The sequence below is a fragment of the Streptomyces sp. NPDC057623 genome, assembly GCF_042800355.1.
Taxonomy (GTDB): Bacteria; Actinomycetota; Actinomycetes; order Streptomycetales; family Streptomycetaceae; genus Streptomyces.
This window is the reverse complement of sequence record NZ_JBHVGZ010000008.1, coordinates 216,475-232,747: the sequence shown is the minus strand read 5'-3', so window position 1 is coordinate 232,747 and position 16,273 is coordinate 216,475. Positions and strand designations below refer to the sequence as shown.

The following is a 16,273-nucleotide window of genomic DNA, read 5'->3' as shown; positions in this document are numbered from 1 at the left end:
GTCAGTCCGCCTCGGTCTCCAGGAAGTAGTCGTACCTCTCCAGGTCGAGCGTGATCCCGGTCAGCTGCCGGACGCGCTCGGCGTGCTCCCGCGTCAGCGGATAGACGTGGACCAGCTGGTCCGGTGGCTCCCCCAGGAGTTCGCCGAACGCCTCCCCGCCGACCTCGGTGACGTCGGTGGTCGAATCGGGCCAGTCATCGTCCTTGAGATAGCGGACGATGAGGAAGTAAACGGTCACGGCATTGCTTTCCGGGCTGCGCGGATCGGCGGGGCCCGTCGAGGATCCCACCGATCTTGAAATTTCCCGCACGAATTTCTCACGAGTCGTACAACCATTCGCACGCCTCGCGAATCTGATCACGCGGGTCAACAGACCCTCTGATCACTCCACGTGGGGAACAACACATGCGCATGCGTGCCACCCTCGGCGTCGTCACCGGCGCCCTGGCCCTTTCCGCTCTTGCCATGCCGGCCGCCCAGGCCGACGAGGTCGAGGGCGACACGACCATCTCGAACGTCGTGGTGAACGGTGGCAAGGCGGCGGTCGTCGGTTCGACCGCGAAGAAGACCATCACCGTCTCCTTCACCGTGAAGGACAGCTCGGGCGTCGACTGGGCCCAGGCGATCCTGTACCACGGTGCGAACATCGACAGCTCGGACTCCGGCGCCGTCGCCAACAGCAGCGACGGCCGCGCCACCTGCACGGTGGTCAGCGCGACGACGTCGAACTGCAAGTCCAGCTTCGACCTGGAGCCGGGCGCCAACCTGATCAACAGCGTGGCCGGCGGCTGGAAGGTCTGGGCGATCGCGGCGGGCAACGACGCCGACTACGTCCAGAAGGACAACGCCAAGAGCTTCAACGTGCAGCGCCTCTCCAAGCTGACGGTCAACGCCTCCCCGGAGCCCGTGAAGAAGGGCAAGACCATCACGGTCACCGGCAAGCTGACCCGTGCCAACTGGGACCGCGGCACGTACAACGGCTACTCCACCCAGCCGGTGAAGCTCCAGTTCCGCAAGAAGAGCGCCACCACCTACACCACCGTCAAGACCATCAAGACGAGCTCCACCGGTGACCTGAAGACCACGGTCACCGCGTCCGTCGACGGCTACTTCCGCTACTCCTTCGCGGGTACCTCGACCACCCCGGCGGTCAGCGCCGCGGGTGACTTCGTCGACGTGCAGTAGTCGCGCCCGCGTCACGAACTCCCGGCCACAGACGGGGTTTCGTGACGCAGCTCACTAAGATTTCGCCCGCACCGCACAACCGGCAACGCCCGTCGCCTATCTGATCACATGGACCAACAGGTCCCACGATCACCCGGGCCCCGATGTGACCAGCAGTGCAGGGAACCAAGACCAGCGGGGCCCCCTTTCCGTACCAGGGGAACGCATGCGCATCAGAGCCACCGTGGCCGCCGTCTCCGGCGCCCTGGCCCTCTCCGCCCTCGCCGTGCCGGCCGCCCAGGCCGACGACTCCGCCGCCTCCTACCGCGCGGACGTCGCGAAGATCCGCCAGGCAGCGCTCGCCGCGTCCGGCAGGGCCGCCGCCGAGGAGGGCAAGCCGTACGCCCTGAACGTCTCCTTCTCCAACTTCAAGATCGCCAAGGCGGTCAAGGTCGGCACGACCAACCACGTCTCCACCACGGTGACGTACACGCTGACCCACGGGGCGGAGGTCAAGATCAACGCCGCCGACTTCGTCACCGACCCCATCATCTACCGGGGTTCCGCCACCTCGCCGGACAACATGCTCTACGGCAACAAGGCGGCCAAGTGCACCGCGACCTCCGAGACCACCGCGAACTGCAAGGGCACCATCGACGTCTACCCGGGTGACCACGAGCTGGTCAACGCGGACGCCGGGACGTGGCGGGCCGCCGCGGAGGCCACCGCCTTCAACGGCCAGGACCCGCAGGGCGAGACCTTCGACATCACCAAGGTCGGCTACAAGAGCCAGAGCGGCCTCGGCTCCACGCTGATGCAGCGCTTCTCCAAGCTGACGGTCAACGCCTCGCCGGAGCCGGTGAAGAAGGGCAAGACCATCACGGTCACCGGCAAGCTCTCCCGCGCCAACTGGGAGGACAACAAGTACCACGGCTACACGGTCCAGCCGGTGAACCTCCAGTTCCGCAAGAAGAACAGCAACACCTACACCACGGTGAAGACCATCAAGACGAACTCGACGGGTGAGCTGAAGACCACGGTCAAGGCCACCGAGGACGGCTACTTCCGCTACACCTTCGCCGGCACGACGACGACCCCGTCGGTCAGCGCCGCGGGTGACTTCGTCGACGTGCAGTAGTCACGGCCGGACACCTCCCCTCTAGGCAGGGAAACGGCGGTCGACCCACCTCCATGTGAACTCCAGGGCGACCGCCGCCACCCCGGCAATCCCCACCGCGATCCACGGCATCGTCACCCCGACGAGCCGCAGCGCGAAGAACTCCTGAAGCCACGGCACCACCAGCACCAGCAGGAACCCGAGGCCCATCGCGGCGACCAGCGCGATCCGCCACCAGGTGTACGGCCGGGCGATGATGGCCAGCACCCACATCGAGATCAGGAAGAGCGCCAGGGTGGCGACGCTGGTCTCCGCGTCCAACGCGCCCGCGCCGGTGTAGTGGTGACGGGCGATCAGGTAGGTGGCGAACGTCGCCACCGCTGCCACCAGCCCGCCCGGGATCGCGTACCGCATGACCCGCCGTACGAAGTGGGGCCTCGCGCGTTCCCTGTTGGGGGCGAGGGCCAGGAAGAAGGCCGGGACGCCGATGGTGAGGGTGGAGAGCAGGGTCAGATGGCGTGGCAGGAACGGGTACTCCACCTGCGTGCACACCACCATCAGCGCCAGCAGCACCGAGTAGACCGTCTTCACCAGGAACAGCGTCGCGACCCGCGTGATGTTGCCGATCACCCGCCGCCCCTCCGCGACCACCGACGGCAGCGTCGCGAAGCTGTTGTTGAGCAGCACGATCTGCGCGACCGCCCGGGTCGCCTCCGAGCCCGAGCCCATCGCCACGCCGATGTCGGCGTCCTTCAGGGCGAGGACGTCGTTCACGCCGTCGCCCGTCATGGCCACGGTGTGCCCGTGGGACTGGAGCGCGCCCACCATGTCCCGCTTCTGCTGCGGGGTGACCCGCCCGAACACCGTGCCGTCGTCGAGGGCAGTCGCCATCCCGTCCCTGTCCTGGGGGAGCCGGCGCGCGTCGACCGTCGTACCGGTCAGTCCGAGCTTGTTCGCGACCGCGCCCACGGACACGGCGTTGTCCCCGGAGATCACCTTGGCGCGGACCTTCTGCTCGGCGAAGTAGCGCAGGGTGTCGGCGGCGTCGGGGCGCAGCCGCTGTTCCAGTACGACGAGGGCGGCGGGCTTGGCCCCCTCGGCCACGTCGGGATCGTCGAGGTCACGGCCGGCGCGGGCGAGCAGCAGGACGCGCAGGCCCTGTTCGTTCAGCCGATCGGTTTCGGCCAGGGCCGGGTCGTCCAAGGGCAGGAGCACGTCGGGGGCGCCCAGCAGCCATGTGCTGGCCTCGCCGTTGCCCTCGCTGAAGGTGGCGCCGCTGTACTTGCGGGCGGAGGAGAAGGGCAGGGACTCGGTGCAGCGCCAGTCCTCGGCGTCCGGGTAGGCGTCGATGACGGCCTTCAGGGAGGCGTTCGGACGGGGGTCGGACTCGCCGAGGGCGCCCAGCACCTTGCGGACGTAGTCCTCGTCGGTGCCGCCCAGGGGCCGTAGCTCGGTGACGTCCATGCCGCCCTCGGTGAGGGTGCCGGTCTTGTCGAGGCAGACGGTGTCGACGCGGGCCAGGCCCTCGATGGCGGGGAGTTCCTGCACCAGGCACTGCTGTCGGCCGAGCCGGATGACGCCGATGGCGAAGGCCACGGAGGTGAGGAGCACGAGCCCCTCCGGGACCATGGGCACGATGCCGCCGACGGTGCGGGCGATCGAGTCGTCGAGCGCGTTGTCCTTGGCGACCAGCTGGGTGATGATCAGGCCGGTCGCGGCCGGGATCATCATCCACGTCACGTACTTGAGGATGGTCGAGATGCCGGAGCGCAGCTCGGAGTGGACCAGCGTGAACCGGGACGCCTCCTCGGCGAGCTGGGCGGCATAGGCCTCGCGCCCGACCTTGGTGGCCTGGAAGGCGCCGCCCCCGGCGACGACGAAACTGCCGGACAACACCTGATCCCCCGGGCGCTTGACGACCGGGTCGGCCTCCCCGGTGAGCAGTGACTCGTCGATCTCCAGCCCGTCGGCCTCGACGCACACCCCGTCCACGACGGCCTTGTCCCCCGGCCCGATCTCTATCAGGTCGTCCAGCACGATCTCGGACGTACTGACCTCGGCGGCGACCCCGTCCCGCCGCACCGCGGGCCGGGCCTCGCCGATCACGGCGAGCGAGTCGAGGGTCTTCTTGGCCCGCCACTCCTGGATGATCCCGATGCCCGTGTTGGCGAGGATCACGAAGCCGAACAGGCTGTCCTGGATCGGCGCGACGAACAGCATGATCACCCAGAGCACGCCGATGATCGCGTTGAACCGGGTGAAGACGTTGGCGCGGACGATGTCGGCCATCGACCGGCTGCTGCGCACCGGCACGTCGTTGACCCGCCCCCGCGCGACCCGCTCGGCCACCTCGGCGGCGGTCAGCCCGCCCGTCGCCACCGGGGCGGTGGCGGGGTGCACGGGGTGGTCCACTTCGGTGCCCGCGTCGGCATGCGTCATGCATTCGACGGTACGTGCGGATTTACGGCTTCACCCGCCGAGTGCACGGAAGTTCCGACCTGGGGAGGACGGGTGTCGTACCGGGGTCGTAGGGCGGCCAGGGCGTGTGGTGCCCTAGTCGGCCGACGGTGCCGGTGACTGCTCGGTCTCCGGCTTCGTCGTCCCCGTCGCGGCCGCCCTCTTGAGTGCCGCGTCGCGCTTGCGGACGTACCAGATGCCGATGAGGCCCAGCCCGGCGCCGGCCAGGCAGGTCCACACCCACCAGGTGAGGTCGCGGTCGTCGAACCAGCCGTAGAAGGGGAGCTGCACGACGAAGAGGACGAACCAGAGGATCGTGCCGCCGGTGATGGTGGCGACCACGGGGCCCTCCAGGGGCTCCGGCGCCTCGTGCTTGGGGGTCCACTTCGCCATGGGGGACAGCTTACGAGGCGATCGGATCCACGCGGATCTACGCGCGGAGATCGCCGTTCCCGGCTTTATATGTTCATACTGAAACGGTTTATGCCTGACCACTTCTCTTCGTAGGAACAGCCAAAGCATGCCCGCATACGGCGCACTCGACCGCTACTTCAGGATCTCGGAGCGGGGCAGCACCCTGCCCCGCGAGGTCCGTGGCGGTCTCGCCACCTTCTTCGCGATGGCCTACATCATCGTGCTGAACCCGATCATTCTGGGCAGCGCGAAGGACATGTACGGCCACCAGCTGGACAACGGACAGCTGGTCACCGCCACCGCCCTGACGGCGGCGTTCACCACGCTGCTCATGGGCGTCATCGGCAACGTGCCGATCGCGCTCGCCGCCGGACTCGGCGTCAACTCGGTCGTCGCGCTCCAGCTGGCGCCCCGGATGTCCTGGCCGGACGCCATGGGCATGGTGGTCCTGGCCGGCTTCGTGGTCATGCTGCTCGTCGCCACCGGTCTGCGCGAGCGCGTCATGAACGCCGTGCCCTACAGCCTGCGCAAGGCCATCTCCATCGGTATCGGCCTGTTCATCATGTTGATCGGGCTGGTCGACTCCGGCTTCGTCTCCCGTATCCCGGACGTCGCCCAGACGACCGTGCCCCTCCAGCTCGGCGGCGACGGTCACCTCAACGGCTGGCCGGTCCTCGTCTTCGTCCTGGGCGCGCTGCTCACCCTCGCCCTCATCGTCCGCAAGGTCTCCGGCGCGATCCTCATCTCGATCGTCACGATGACCGTGGTCTCGGTCGTCATCGAGGCCGTCGCGAACGTGCCGTCCTGGGGCCTGACGACCCCGAAGTGGCCCGGTAACCCCGTCGCCAGCCCTGACTTCGGCCTGATCGGCGAGGTCAGCCTGTTCGGCGGGTTCGAGAAGGTCGGCGCGCTGACCGGCGTCCTCTTCGTCTTCACGGTCCTGCTGTCCTGCTTCTTCGACGCCATGGGCACGATCATGGGCGTCAGCGACGAGGCGAAGCTGACCGACGCCCAGGGGCAGATGCCGGGGATCAACAAGGTCCTGTTCGTCGACGGCCTCGCCGTCGCCGCGGGCGGTGCGAGTTCCTCCTCGGCCACCACCGCGTTCGTGGAGTCCACGGCCGGCGTGGGCGAGGGTGCCCGCACCGGCTTCGCGAACGTCGTCACCGGCTCCCTCTTCGGCGTCGCGCTGTTCCTGACGCCCGTCGCCACCATGGTCCCGTCCCAGGCGGCCACCCCGGCCCTGCTCGCGGTCGGTTTCCTGATCCTGGCGAACTCCGTCAAGGAGATCGACTGGGCCGACTACACGGTCGCGATCCCGGCCTTCGTGACGATGGTGATGATGCCGTTCACCTACTCGATCACCAACGGCATCGGTATGGGCTTCATCACCTTCGCGGTGCTGCGGCTGGCCGCCGGGCGGGGCCGTGAGGTGCCGGTCGCGATGTACGTCGTGGCGGCGGTGTTCGGCTTCTACTACCTGATGCCGGCGCTGGGTCTCACGTAGGCCCGGGTCTCATGTGAGGCCGTAGAACTTCTCGGTCTCCTCGACCGCTGACTGGAACCGCTCGTCGAAGTCATCACGGATGAGCGTCCGGACGACATAGTCCTGGACGCTCATTCCTCTTTTCGCCGCATGCTCCCGGAGTCGTTCGAGCAGCTCGTGGTCTATCCGCAGGCTGAGCACGCTGGTCCCCATGGAGACGAGGGTCGCGGCACTCTTCGGTGCGGTGTGTCACGTTCCGCCGCCGGATCACCCAAATGAGTGATGTCTCGATTCGGTGGCCGGTGTCACGGGCATCGATGCGTGTCCTTTGGTGAAATCGAGTGGTCTTTAGCGAGAGTAATGAGTTACGCTAAAGAACATGTCGGACCTTACCCATGGCGACGACGCTGCCGCCGTGAACTCCCTGCGCTCCGCCGTGATGCGGCTGTCGCGTCGACTCAAGCACCAGCGGGTCGACGAGTCGCTGAGCCCCACCGAGATGTCGGTGCTGGGCACCCTCTCCCTCTGCGGGAAGGCCACCCCCGGTGAGCTCGCCCGCAAGGAGCACGTCCAGCCTCCGTCGATGACCCGCATCGTCGCACTGCTGGAGGCCAAGGGACTGGTCCGCCTGGAGCCGCACCCCGAGGACCGGCGCCAGAAGGTCGTCACGAAGACGGAGCAGGCCGAGGCCATGCTCGAAGAGAGCCGCCGTAAGCGCAACGCCTTCCTGGCCACCCTGGTCGAGGGGCTCGACGAGGACGAGTGGGCGAAGATCCGCGCAGCCGCCCCCGTGCTGGAGAAGCTCGCACACCTGTAAGCAGCGTTCACGAGGAGGCGAACCCTTTTGAGTCCGGGACCCGGAGCAGACTCCGCACCCGCACCGACCACCCACAACTCCCCGCCCGTCCCCAAGCCCCGTTCCTCGATGTTCAGCTCACTGAAGGTCAGGAACTACCGCCTCTTCTTCCTCGGCCAGGTCGTCTCCAACACCGGCACCTGGATGCAGCGCATCGCCCAGGACTGGCTGGTGCTGAGCCTCACCGGCTCCGCCACCGCCGTCGGCATCACGACGGCCCTCCAGTTCCTGCCCATGCTGCTCTTCGGCCTCTACGGCGGCGTCCTCGTCGACCGGCTGCCCAAGCGCGGCACGCTGCTCGTCACACAGACCTCGATGGCCGTCACCGGCGTCGCGCTGGCCGTCCTCACCCTCTCCGGCCACGTCCAGGTCTGGCACGTCTACCTGGCCGCCTTCGTCGTCGGTCTGGCGACCGTCGTCGACAACCCGGCCCGTCAGTCGTTCGTCTCCGAAATGGTCGGCCCGGACCAGTTGCAGAACGCGGTCAGTCTGAACTCCGCGAACTTCCAGTCGGCCCGTCTGATCGGCCCCGCCGTGGCCGGCCTGATGATCACCGGCGTCGGCACCGGGTGGGCGTTCCTCGCCAACGGCCTGTCCTTCGTGGCGCCCATCGCCGGTCTGCTGCTGATGCGGGCCCGCGAGCTGCACGCCGTCGAGCGGGCGCCGCGCGGCAAGGGCCAGCTGCGGGAGGGGCTGCGCTACGTGGCCGGACGGCCTGAGCTGATCTGGACCATCGCCCTGGCCGGGTTCGTCAGCACCTTCGGCTTCAACTTCCCCGTCTACCTCTCCGCCTTCGCCGACGACGTCTTCCACGCGGGCGCCGGCTCCTACAGCCTCTTCAACACCCTGATGGCGGTCGGCTCCCTGGCGGGCGCGCTGCTCGCCGCCCGGCGCGGTACGGCCCGGATGCGGGTGCTGATCGTGGGGGCGGTGGCCTTCGGCACGATGGAGATCGCCGCCGCGTTCGCCCCCTCGCTGTGGCTGTTCGCCCTGCTCATGGCCCCCATAGGCATGTTCGGCATGACGGTGAACGTGACGGCCAACAGCAGCATCCAGATGTCCACCGACCCGAGCATGCGGGGCCGCGTGATGGCCCTGTACATGATGGTCTTCATGGGCGGAGCGCCGCTGGGCGCGCCGATCGCCGGCTGGATCACGGACGCGTACGGCGTCCGGGCGGGCATGGCGGTGGGCGGCGCGATCACCGCCACCGCCGCCGTGACGATCGCCCTGCTCCTGGCCCGCGTCGGCGGCCTGCGCCTGTCGGTGGGCTGGAACCACGGGCATCCGCACATGGGGTTCGTACCGCGGCAGCGGGAGCCGGAGCCGGAGCGGCTGGCCACGGTGGCGTGAGCGCCGTGGCCGCTCCACCGGCGCGGCGGGTTGCCGCGCCGGTAGGGCCGCCCGGCAGGCGCTCAGACCCTGCGGGCCAGCACCTGCCCCGGCCAGTCGTCCGTCCCCTGGTAGGTCTGCGTGCGGACGAAGCCGTTGTTCTCGTAGTAGCGGACGAGCTTGCCGTCGGCGCCCGCGTAGCAGTCCACCCGGAGCAGGGAGACGCCCGCCCGGCGGGTCTCCTCGGCGGCGTGGGTGATCAGGGCGCTGCCCACACCGTGGCCCTTGAAGCGGCGGTCGGAGGCGAGCCAGTGGATGTAGCGCTCGGGCTCGCCGGGCGGCGGGAGGTGGGAGAGATAGGCGCCGGGGGCGCCGGTGAGGGTCAGGGTGGCGGCCGGGACTCCGCCGGCCTCGGCGATGAACACGCTGCCCTCGTCCATGTGCCGGGTCACCGACTCCACCGTCCTCGGGTTCTCCGACAGCGGCTTCGTCCCCCACTGCCCCGTGCGCCCCTGCCCGGCCAGCCACTCCACACAGCTGTCGAGCATGCCGAGTATCGCCGGGATGTCGTCGCGTCCGCCGTCCCTGATGGTGATCTCCATCCCGTCATGGTGCCAGGCTGGATGCCATGAGACTCTTCGCCGCCGTGCTGCCGCCCGAGGACGTGACCAGTGAACTGGCCGCCGAGGTGGCCGAGTTGAGGAAGTTGCCCGGTGCGGACGGGCTGCGCTGGACCGGCCGCCCCGGCTGGCACTTCACCCTGGCCTTCTACGGAGAGGTCGACGACGACCTCGTACCGGACCTGTCGGCGCGGCTGGAGCGCGCGGCCCGTCGCACGGCCCCCTTCCCGCTGGCGCTGCGCGGCGGCGGCCAGTTCGGGCACGGGCGGGCGCTGTGGGCGGGCGCCGACGGAGACCTGGCGACCCTGCGGCTGCTGGCGGACCGCGGTGAGGCGGCGGCGCGGAAGGCCGGCGTGCCGATGGGGGAGCACCGGCGGTACAAGGCCCACCTGACGGTGGCACGCAGCCGGTCGGCGCTGGACGTACGGCCGTATGTCGATGCCCTCGCCGATTTCACCAGCCGGACCTGGACGGTGTCCGACCTCGCGCTGGTCCGCAGCAACCTGCCGACGTCCGGGGTGGCGGGCGAGCAGCCCCGCTATGAGGCGGTCGCCCGTTGGCCGCTCGGAGGGGGCGGCTAGCTCGGTTCCGTGGGGCCGGGGGTGGGGAGCGTCGGTGGTGCTGGGCGGGCGGGCTCGTTACGAGGTGGGCGCCGGTCGGGTGCTCGCGGGGGCCGGTTAGGCTCGGTCCCGTGGACCCGAAAACCCGGAACCGGATCATGGCCGGTGCGCTTGTGCTGATGTTCGTGCTGGTGGCGCTGGCGGCGGCCCTCGGCAAGTGACCGAGGGCCCCCGCGCCGACCCGTTCGCCTACCAGGCGAACGCCTCGGGAGACGGCCCCGGGCCCGGGAAGATCTCGTCCAGCCCTTCCAGCAGCTCCTCGCTCAGCTCCAGTTCCACCGCGCGCAGGGCGGATTCGAGCTGCTCCGCCGTGCGCGGGCCGACGATCGGGCCGGTCACGCCGGGGCGGGTGAGCAGCCAGGCCAGGGCGGCCTCGCCGGGCTCCAGGCCGTGCTTGTCGAGCAGGTCCTCGTACGCCTGGATCTTCGCGCGTACCTCGGGGCCTGACATGGCGCCCGCGGCGCGCCCCGCGCTGCGTCGACCGCCCTCGACCTCCTTCTTCAGCACGCCGCCGAGCGCACCGCCGTGCAGCGGCGACCACGGGATGACGCCGAGGCCGTACTCCTGCGCGGCCGGGATGACCTCCATCTCGGCGCGGCGTTCGTAGAGGTTGTAGAGGCACTGCTCGCTGACCAGGCCGATGGTGCCGCCGCGGCGGGCGGCGGTCTCGTTGGCCTGGGCGATCTTGTAGCCCGGGAAGTTGGACGACCCGGCGTACAGGATCTTGCCCTGCTGGACCAGGACGTCGATGGCCTGCCAGATCTCGTCGAAGGGGGTGGCGCGGTCGACGTGGTGGAACTGGTAGAGGTCGATGTGGTCGGTCTGCAGCCGCTTGAGCGATGCGTCGACGGCCCGCCTGATGTTCACGGCCGACAGCTTGTCGTGGTTGGGCCACGCCTCGCCGTCGGCGCCCATGTTGCCGTACACCTTGGTGGCGAGGACGACCTTCTCGCGGCGCTCGCCGCCCTTGGCGAACCAGTTGCCGATGATCTCCTCGGTACGGCCCTTGTCGTCGCCCCAGCCGTAGACGTTCGCCGTGTCGAAGAAGTTGATGCCCGCGTCCAGCGCCGCGTCCATGATCGCGTGGCTGTCGGCCTCGTCGGTGTGCGGACCGAAGTTCATGGTGCCGAGGACGAGTCGGCTGACCTTGAGTCCCGTGCGTCCGAGCTGCGTGTACTTCATGCCAGCACGCTAGTCGCGTGGAGTGCGCTCTAGGCAAGCGATTCGACCTTGACGCTAACTGTTGGTTAGTGCTTTCCTTTCGTGAGCGTTAGCTTGAACTTTCAATTTGATTGGAGAGAGAGCACCGTGACCCCCACCACGCCTGCCCGCAGGGCCCTTGTCGCCGCCCTCGCCGCGGCGGCCCTCGCCGTCCCGGTCGCCGCCACCCCCGCGACAGCGGCCACGCCGAGCGCTGCCGCGCACCACGCCGGGTACGGCGAACAGGCGCGCCTCGCCTACCAGAAGTACGTCGCCGCCCGCGTCCTCAAGGGCGTGTTCGAGCAGGGCGACACGGACGTCGTCGACCGTTACGTCCGCCCGGACTGCATCCAGCACAACCCGCTCGCGCCCGATGGCGCCGAGACGCTGAAGAACCTCGGCAAGGCCGTCCACCAGCAGTTCCCGGACGCCGAGTACGACATCAGGCGGGTCATCTCCGAGGGTGACCTGGTGCTGGTGCACTCGAACGTGGTGATGACGCCGGACACGCGCGGCCAGGCGGTCTTCGACATCTTCCGCTTCCAGGGCGGGAAGATCGCCGAGCACTGGGACGTGGGGCAGAGCGTGCCGGAGGGCTCCGCCAACGGGAACGACATGTTCTCCACGGAGAGTTGGCCGCGGACGGAGCGGCCGGGGGCGCCGTGGCTGACCGCGTACAACGAGAAGCTGGTCACCAAGGCCTTCGACCAGTTGCTCGTGCGGAAGGATCTGACCGCCGTCGACCGCTACTGGGGGTCCGAGTACCACCAGCACAACCCGAACATCGCGGACGGCGTGGCGGGCGTGAAGGCGGGGCTCGGCGGGTACTTCGAGGCGTTCCCGCAGCTGAAGGTCACACCGAAGCGGGTGATCGCCGAGGGTGACCTGGTCGCCGTGCACAGCCACTACGTCAACGTGCCGGGGGAGCGAGGGCAGGCGGTCGTGGATCTCTTCCGGGTGCGGGGCGGGAAGATCGTGGAGCACTGGGATGTGCTTCAGGACGTGCCGGCCACGTCCGCGAACGACAACGGGATGTTCTAGGACAGGGAGTTGCCAAGGGCGGCGAACACAGCCCTCGCCCGGGTGCCGTCCGGCAGCTGCCAGGCGCCGGTGACGTGACCGTCCGCGTCCTGGGGAGCCTCCTGGGCGGGCCGCAGCACCCGGTGGAGCCGGAGCACCGCCGTACCGTCGGAGCCGCGCAGCTCCGTGCCGTCCTGGTCGTCGGTGGCCGTGGCGGCCCAGTCCCCGGTGGGGAGGCCGTCACCGGTGCAGGCGTGGGTGACCTCGTGGTCGGGGGTGTCGGTGATGCTCTGGGCCATGGCCTGGGCGCGCCCTTCCAACAGGGCGAGCAACTGGGCGACCAGCACCGGGTCGTGGGGCCCGTCGTAGACCCAACGCGGGCCCAAGACGCCGTGCTCCATCGTGCCGACGAGAGCGTGCTCCGCGCCGTCGAGGGGAGCGCCTCGGTAGGTGAGCGGCACGAGGTAGTGGACCGGGGCGGGGCCGGAGGCGTCCGTGGCCACCATGAACTCGATGCCGACCTCGCCCTCGGGATCGTCCAGCCGGAAGCCGCCCGCCTTGGTCAACGCCGGTTCGCCGGTGCCGACGTACCAGGGGCGGGTGGGCAGCCAGGAGGCGAGCAGTTCGAGCTTGGTGGGCTTGAGGGTGGTGTGGTGGATGACGGCCATGCCGCTCAGCTTGTCATCAGTCGCGGGGGAACTCGTCGGTTTTCAGGGTGAGGCCGAGGAGGGTGGTGGTCATGTCGACGTCGCCGCCGAAGGTGACTGACGTCTCTGTGATGTACTCGCCGTCCTTGGGCTGGGTGTAGAGGTGACACTTGCCCTGGTAGGGATCGGCGACGAGGTAGACGGGGATCTCGGCGATGGCGAACGCGGCCTTCTTGGGGCCATAGTCGTTCGCAGCGGTGCTCTTCGAGATGACCTCGGCGACGAAAACGACGTCCTGGCAGCGCCAGAGCCCACTCGGGGCCTTCTCGGCATCCTCGGCCACGAGAGTCACGTCCGAGGCGAAGCCGTTCAGGTGCCCTGGATAGTCGATACGCACATCCGACTTCACGCGCTTGCGCGGGTACTTGGTGCGCAGTTGCTCGTAGATGTCGGCGATGATCTCCCAGTGCGTGTCCCGCTGCGGCGACATGAAGATGGTCCCCTCGACGATCTCGACCTTGTAACCCTCGGGGGTGGTCCGCTCAAGCGACTCGAACAGCGCGTCCAGAGTCAGCTCGTCGTCTTCCTCGGCCATCTCGATCCTGTCTTCAAGGACGGTCATCGTGGCGCTCCTCCCCGGCTGCCCCATGGACGAGTGCAGCCGCGCAGTTCAACGATACGCACAGTGACCGTGACACGGAGAGGAAGCTCACATGCCTGCCCCCGGCACCCAGCACCTCCTCCCCCTCCTCCACCGCACCCTCCCCGACACCGTCCTCGGCATCTACCTCCACGGCTCCGCCACCCTCGGCGGCCTGCGCCCCCACAGCGACATCGACGTCCTGGCCGTCGTACGCGAACCCGCCACCCACGCCCAACGCCGCTTCCTGGTCCAGGAGTTGCTGAAGGTGTCCGGCGGAGCCGCCCGCCCCGTCGAGCTCATCGTCGTCGTACAGGACGAGGTACGGCCGTGGCGCTTCCCGCCCACCCGCGACTTCCTGTACGGCGAGTGGCTGCGGGACGAGTACGAGCGCGGAGTCGTCCCCGGCCCCGAGCCCAGCCCCGACCTCGCCCCGCTCCTCACCATGGTCCTGCTCGCGGACGCCCCGCTGTACGGTCCGCCGCCCGCCGACGTCCTCGACCCCGTTCCGCACGAGGACCTGCGGCGGGCGATCGTCGCCGGAGTGCCCGAGCTGGTGGCCGAGTTGGACACCGACACCCGCAACGTCCTCCTCACCCTGGCCCGGATCTGGACCACCCTCGCCACGGGGGCCGTCCGTGCCAAGGACGCCGCCGCCGACTGGGTCCTCCCACGGCTCCCCGCCGAACACCGGCCCGTCCTGGCCCACGCCCGAGCCGTGTACCGCGGCGACGAGGCCGAGCGCTGGGACGACACCCTGGCCCCCGGCGTCCGCCCGTGCGCCGGGTTCCTCGTGCGGGCGATCGAGGATCAGGCGGCGAAAGGTAGCGCGTAGGGCTCGCCCAGGTCCCACGCCTGGTGCATCGCCTCCGCGAACGCCCCCGCGATCTTGTGCTCGCCGCTCGCGTTCGGGTGCGTGCCGTCGTACGTGTCGAGATGGATGTCGTACGACGGGGGCGGGGATGCCAACAGCAGGGGGGAGCGCGGCTCGTCCAGGTCCGCGACCGCCTTCGCGAGGAGTTCGTTGAAGCGGGCGACCTCGGCGGCGAAGGGCTCCTCCGACTCGGCGCGGACGTTCGGGATCACCGGCAGGACGGCGATCCGCACCCGCGGGTTCGCCGACCGTGCCTCGGCCACGAAGGCCCGTACGTTCCGCGCCGTCTGCTCGGCGTTCGTGTAGAAGCCGAGGTCGATCAGGCCCAGCGACACCAGCAGCACATTCGCCCGGCACGTCCGCACCGCCTCGCCGATCAGCGGCGCCATGTGCAGCCAGCCCTCGCCCCAGCCGGCCAGGTGGGCGCGGGGGAAGGCCGGATCGGGGTCGGCGTACTCGTACGACGTGGGCGCGTCCACGGCCTTGTCGTAGAGGGTCTCGCGCGGGCCGACGAGGGCGAACGGGCCGCCGTACGTCTCACGCAGGTGCTGCCACATGCGGTAGCGCCACGTGTGTTCGCCGGCGCTGCCGATGGTCTGGGAGTCGCCGACGGGCATCAACCTGAGCATCCGCTCATGATGGACGATCGCTACCGGAGGGTAGGGGCGGGAGTGGTGTGAAGCCGGACACGCCGCCGACAGTGCCCCCGCCGACCCGGCCTTCGAAACATCAGCCGGATGGCAGGCTTGGGGGCATGCGTCGACCGATCGCCCTTCTCGCCGGACTCCTGCTCGCGGGCGCCTGCGCCCTGCCCGCCTCCGCCGCCGACGGCAAGGGCACCGAGGACTTCACGATCAAGGACCCGCGCATCACGGAGTCCAGCGGCCTCGCCGCCTCGCGTCAGCACCCGGGCATCTACTGGACGCACAACGACCAGGACGAGGGCGCCTACCTCTACGCCGTCGACAGCGCCACCGGCGAGACCGTCGCGCGGATCACCATGACCGGCGTGGGCACCCCGCGCGACGTGGAGGCGATCTCCATCGGGCCGGACAACGAGATCTGGGTCGGCGACATCGGCGACAACGACGGCGTGCGGTGGCCGTACGTGTGGATCTACCGGCTCCCCGAGCCCAGGACGCTGAAGGACCGGACGATCCGCGCCACGCAGTACGTGGTGAAGTACACCGACGGCAGCCGCGACGCCGAGTCGCTCGTCGTGCACCCGAAGACCGGGCGCGTCTACATCATCGACAAGCAGGAGGACGGCGGGCACCTGTACGAGGGTCCGGCCGAGCTCTCCTCCTCCGGCACGAACGTCTTCAAGCCCACCGTCCCCGTCGACATGTGGGCCACCGACGCCGCCTTCTCCCCGGACGGCAGAACCCTCGCCGTACGCGGCTACTTCGGTGGCGTCGCCTACGACTGGAACGGCGGCAAACTCAAGCGGCTGGAGCGCATCAGCGTGCCCCTCGGCCAGGGCGAGTCCGCCAGCTACTCGACCGACGGCACCAAGCTCATGCTCGGCAGCGAGGGAGTCGGCAGCGCCGTGGTGGCGGAGGACGCTCCCGGGGACGCCGGGTCCTCCGACTCGTCCTCCAGCAGCGGTGGTTCGGCCTCGTCCGACGACGGTGGCGACGGCGGCAGGACCGGAGACCTCAAGGTCGGAGGCATCGCCGTACTCGTCGGTGTCGTCGTGGTGTTCGGGCTCCGGCGGCTGTTGCGGAGGGGATGAGAGGGGATCGCGCAGGTTCGCGAGCACGGCAGTGGGCGCTGACGCGGGCCCTGATAGCGTCACCCGGACCCTGCCCGCCGATCTTGTGATT

General features: G+C 69.4%; 18 protein-coding genes. 9 read left to right on the top strand and 9 right to left on the bottom strand.

The genetic code is table 11. The features are described 5' to 3' along the window. Window position 1: 1 nt before the first annotated feature. Entirely contained in the window at window positions 2-238 is a 237-nt protein-coding gene (locus tag ACFU95_RS12190; RefSeq protein ID WP_383825588.1) for a hypothetical protein, read from the bottom strand. Window positions 239-405: 167 nt separating this feature from the next. Between ACFU95_RS12190 and ACFU95_RS12185 the strand changes: the two genes are divergently transcribed. Together ACFU95_RS12185 and ACFU95_RS12180 are read left to right on the top strand one after the other, a co-directional pair. Continuing rightward, window positions 406-1,185 carry a calcium-binding protein gene (locus tag ACFU95_RS12185; protein ID WP_383825585.1) on the top strand — a complete coding sequence of 260 codons (780 nt, stop codon included), beginning with the start codon at window positions 406-408 and terminating at the stop codon, window positions 1,183-1,185. Between the two features lie 205 nt (window positions 1,186-1,390). Then, on the top strand, window positions 1,391-2,302 hold the full coding sequence (locus ACFU95_RS12180; RefSeq protein WP_383825582.1) for a hypothetical protein: 912 nt from the start codon (window positions 1,391-1,393) through the stop codon (window positions 2,300-2,302). 21 nt (window positions 2,303-2,323) lie between these two features. Here the strand turns inward: ACFU95_RS12180 and ACFU95_RS12175 are convergent, their stop codons facing one another. Both ACFU95_RS12175 and ACFU95_RS12170 read right to left on the bottom strand, forming a co-directional pair. After that, a complete protein-coding gene (locus tag ACFU95_RS12175; RefSeq protein WP_383825579.1) occupies window positions 2,324-4,720 on the bottom strand; it encodes a cation-translocating P-type ATPase in 2,397 nt (798 codons plus the stop codon). Window positions 4,721-4,834: 114 nt separating this feature from the next. Beyond that, a complete protein-coding gene (locus ACFU95_RS12170) occupies window positions 4,835-5,131 on the bottom strand; it encodes a DUF2530 domain-containing protein (protein WP_383825576.1) in 297 nt (98 codons plus the stop codon). 127 nt (window positions 5,132-5,258) lie between these two features. On the opposite strand from ACFU95_RS12170, the gene ACFU95_RS12165 reads away from it, so the two are divergent. Further along, complete coding sequence (locus ACFU95_RS12165) at window positions 5,259-6,659, top strand: NCS2 family permease (RefSeq protein WP_383825573.1); 1,401 nt, start codon at window positions 5,259-5,261, stop codon at window positions 6,657-6,659. Between the two features lie 9 nt (window positions 6,660-6,668). Here ACFU95_RS12165 and ACFU95_RS12160 read toward each other — a convergent pair whose 3' ends face one another. Further along, window positions 6,669-6,851 (bottom strand): ribbon-helix-helix protein, CopG family, encoded by a 183-nt coding sequence (locus ACFU95_RS12160; RefSeq protein WP_048581217.1) that lies wholly within the window; start codon window positions 6,849-6,851, stop codon window positions 6,669-6,671. 166 nt (window positions 6,852-7,017) lie between these two features. Here ACFU95_RS12160 and ACFU95_RS12155 point away from each other — a divergent pair, with 166 nt between their 5' ends. Together ACFU95_RS12155 and ACFU95_RS12150 are read left to right on the top strand one after the other, a co-directional pair. Beyond that, window positions 7,018-7,455 carry a MarR family winged helix-turn-helix transcriptional regulator gene (locus ACFU95_RS12155; protein WP_048581218.1) on the top strand — a complete coding sequence of 146 codons (438 nt, stop codon included), beginning with the start codon at window positions 7,018-7,020 and terminating at the stop codon, window positions 7,453-7,455. A 108-nt stretch (window positions 7,456-7,563) separates the two neighbouring features. Continuing rightward, window positions 7,564-8,847 (top strand): MFS transporter, encoded by a 1,284-nt coding sequence (locus tag ACFU95_RS12150; protein ID WP_383825569.1) that lies wholly within the window; start codon window positions 7,564-7,566, stop codon window positions 8,845-8,847. A 62-nt stretch (window positions 8,848-8,909) separates the two neighbouring features. Here ACFU95_RS12150 and ACFU95_RS12145 read toward each other — a convergent pair whose 3' ends face one another. After that, window positions 8,910-9,428, bottom strand: coding sequence for a GNAT family N-acetyltransferase (locus ACFU95_RS12145; protein WP_383825566.1), 519 nt, complete (start codon window positions 9,426-9,428; stop codon window positions 8,910-8,912). A 26-nt stretch (window positions 9,429-9,454) separates the two neighbouring features. Here ACFU95_RS12145 and thpR point away from each other — a divergent pair, with 26 nt between their 5' ends. After that, window positions 9,455-10,027: an RNA 2',3'-cyclic phosphodiesterase gene (gene thpR / locus ACFU95_RS12140; protein ID WP_383825563.1), complete on the top strand. Its 573-nt coding sequence runs from the start codon at window positions 9,455-9,457 to the stop codon at window positions 10,025-10,027. Window positions 10,028-10,255: 228 nt separating this feature from the next. Here thpR and ACFU95_RS12135 read toward each other — a convergent pair whose 3' ends face one another. Next, window positions 10,256-11,248 carry an aldo/keto reductase gene (locus ACFU95_RS12135; RefSeq protein WP_383825560.1) on the bottom strand — a complete coding sequence of 331 codons (993 nt, stop codon included), beginning with the start codon at window positions 11,246-11,248 and terminating at the stop codon, window positions 10,256-10,258. 126 nt (window positions 11,249-11,374) lie between these two features. Here ACFU95_RS12135 and ACFU95_RS12130 point away from each other — a divergent pair, with 126 nt between their 5' ends. Next, window positions 11,375-12,307 (top strand): nuclear transport factor 2 family protein, encoded by a 933-nt coding sequence (locus tag ACFU95_RS12130; RefSeq protein ID WP_383825558.1) that lies wholly within the window; start codon window positions 11,375-11,377, stop codon window positions 12,305-12,307. Here ACFU95_RS12130 and ACFU95_RS12125 read toward each other — a convergent pair. Both ACFU95_RS12125 and ACFU95_RS12120 read right to left on the bottom strand, forming a co-directional pair. Beyond that, window positions 12,304-12,954, bottom strand: a complete 651-nt coding sequence (locus ACFU95_RS12125) for a 1,4-alpha-glucan branching protein (protein WP_383825555.1) — start codon at window positions 12,952-12,954, stop codon at window positions 12,304-12,306. The two genes, ACFU95_RS12130 and ACFU95_RS12125, sit on opposite strands and share 4 nt — an antisense overlap. 16 nt (window positions 12,955-12,970) lie before the next feature. Then, window positions 12,971-13,555: a Uma2 family endonuclease gene (locus tag ACFU95_RS12120; protein ID WP_383825552.1), complete on the bottom strand. Its 585-nt coding sequence runs from the start codon at window positions 13,553-13,555 to the stop codon at window positions 12,971-12,973. A 91-nt stretch (window positions 13,556-13,646) separates the two neighbouring features. Here ACFU95_RS12120 and ACFU95_RS12115 point away from each other — a divergent pair, with 91 nt between their 5' ends. After that, entirely contained in the window at window positions 13,647-14,408 is a 762-nt protein-coding gene (locus ACFU95_RS12115) for an aminoglycoside adenylyltransferase family protein (RefSeq protein WP_383825550.1), read from the top strand. Here the strand turns inward: ACFU95_RS12115 and ACFU95_RS12110 are convergent. Continuing rightward, the gene (locus tag ACFU95_RS12110) at window positions 14,384-15,076 is read right to left on the bottom strand and encodes an SGNH/GDSL hydrolase family protein (protein WP_383825547.1); all 693 of its coding nucleotides are present in this window, start codon (window positions 15,074-15,076) and stop codon (window positions 14,384-14,386) included. The genes ACFU95_RS12115 and ACFU95_RS12110 overlap by 25 nt on opposite strands. 125 nt (window positions 15,077-15,201) lie before the next feature. On the opposite strand from ACFU95_RS12110, the gene ACFU95_RS12105 reads away from it, so the two are divergent. Next, window positions 15,202-16,182 carry a WD40 repeat domain-containing protein gene (locus ACFU95_RS12105; protein WP_383825544.1) on the top strand — a complete coding sequence of 327 codons (981 nt, stop codon included), beginning with the start codon at window positions 15,202-15,204 and terminating at the stop codon, window positions 16,180-16,182. Window positions 16,183-16,273 lie beyond the last annotated feature (91 nt).

What these genes read in the sequence shown, in the direction of transcription:
- ACFU95_RS12165 (WP_383825573.1), top strand. Translation starts at nt 5,259, where the DNA reads ATGCCCGCATACGGCGCACTCGACCGCTACTTCAGGATCTCGGAGCGG.
- ACFU95_RS12160 (WP_048581217.1), bottom strand. Translation starts at nt 6,851, where the DNA reads ATGGGGACCAGCGTGCTCAGCCTGCGGATAGACCACGAGCTGCTCGAA.
- ACFU95_RS12110 (WP_383825547.1), bottom strand. Translation starts at nt 15,076, where the DNA reads ATGCTCAGGTTGATGCCCGTCGGCGACTCCCAGACCATCGGCAGCGCC.
- ACFU95_RS12105 (WP_383825544.1), top strand. Translation starts at nt 15,202, where the DNA reads ATGCGTCGACCGATCGCCCTTCTCGCCGGACTCCTGCTCGCGGGCGCC.
- ACFU95_RS12125 (WP_383825555.1), bottom strand. Translation starts at nt 12,954, where the DNA reads ATGGCCGTCATCCACCACACCACCCTCAAGCCCACCAAGCTCGAACTG.
- thpR (WP_383825563.1), top strand. Translation starts at nt 9,455, where the DNA reads ATGAGACTCTTCGCCGCCGTGCTGCCGCCCGAGGACGTGACCAGTGAA.
- ACFU95_RS12115 (WP_383825550.1), top strand. Translation starts at nt 13,647, where the DNA reads ATGCCTGCCCCCGGCACCCAGCACCTCCTCCCCCTCCTCCACCGCACC.
- ACFU95_RS12185 (WP_383825585.1), top strand. Translation starts at nt 406, where the DNA reads ATGCGCATGCGTGCCACCCTCGGCGTCGTCACCGGCGCCCTGGCCCTT.
- ACFU95_RS12175 (WP_383825579.1), bottom strand. Translation starts at nt 4,720, where the DNA reads ATGACGCATGCCGACGCGGGCACCGAAGTGGACCACCCCGTGCACCCC.
- ACFU95_RS12170 (WP_383825576.1), bottom strand. Translation starts at nt 5,131, where the DNA reads ATGGCGAAGTGGACCCCCAAGCACGAGGCGCCGGAGCCCCTGGAGGGC.
- ACFU95_RS12155 (WP_048581218.1), top strand. Translation starts at nt 7,018, where the DNA reads ATGTCGGACCTTACCCATGGCGACGACGCTGCCGCCGTGAACTCCCTG.
- ACFU95_RS12120 (WP_383825552.1), bottom strand. Translation starts at nt 13,555, where the DNA reads ATGACCGTCCTTGAAGACAGGATCGAGATGGCCGAGGAAGACGACGAG.
- ACFU95_RS12180 (WP_383825582.1), top strand. Translation starts at nt 1,391, where the DNA reads ATGCGCATCAGAGCCACCGTGGCCGCCGTCTCCGGCGCCCTGGCCCTC.
- ACFU95_RS12150 (WP_383825569.1), top strand. Translation starts at nt 7,564, where the DNA reads ATGTTCAGCTCACTGAAGGTCAGGAACTACCGCCTCTTCTTCCTCGGC.
- ACFU95_RS12145 (WP_383825566.1), bottom strand. Translation starts at nt 9,428, where the DNA reads ATGGAGATCACCATCAGGGACGGCGGACGCGACGACATCCCGGCGATA.
- ACFU95_RS12135 (WP_383825560.1), bottom strand. Translation starts at nt 11,248, where the DNA reads ATGAAGTACACGCAGCTCGGACGCACGGGACTCAAGGTCAGCCGACTC.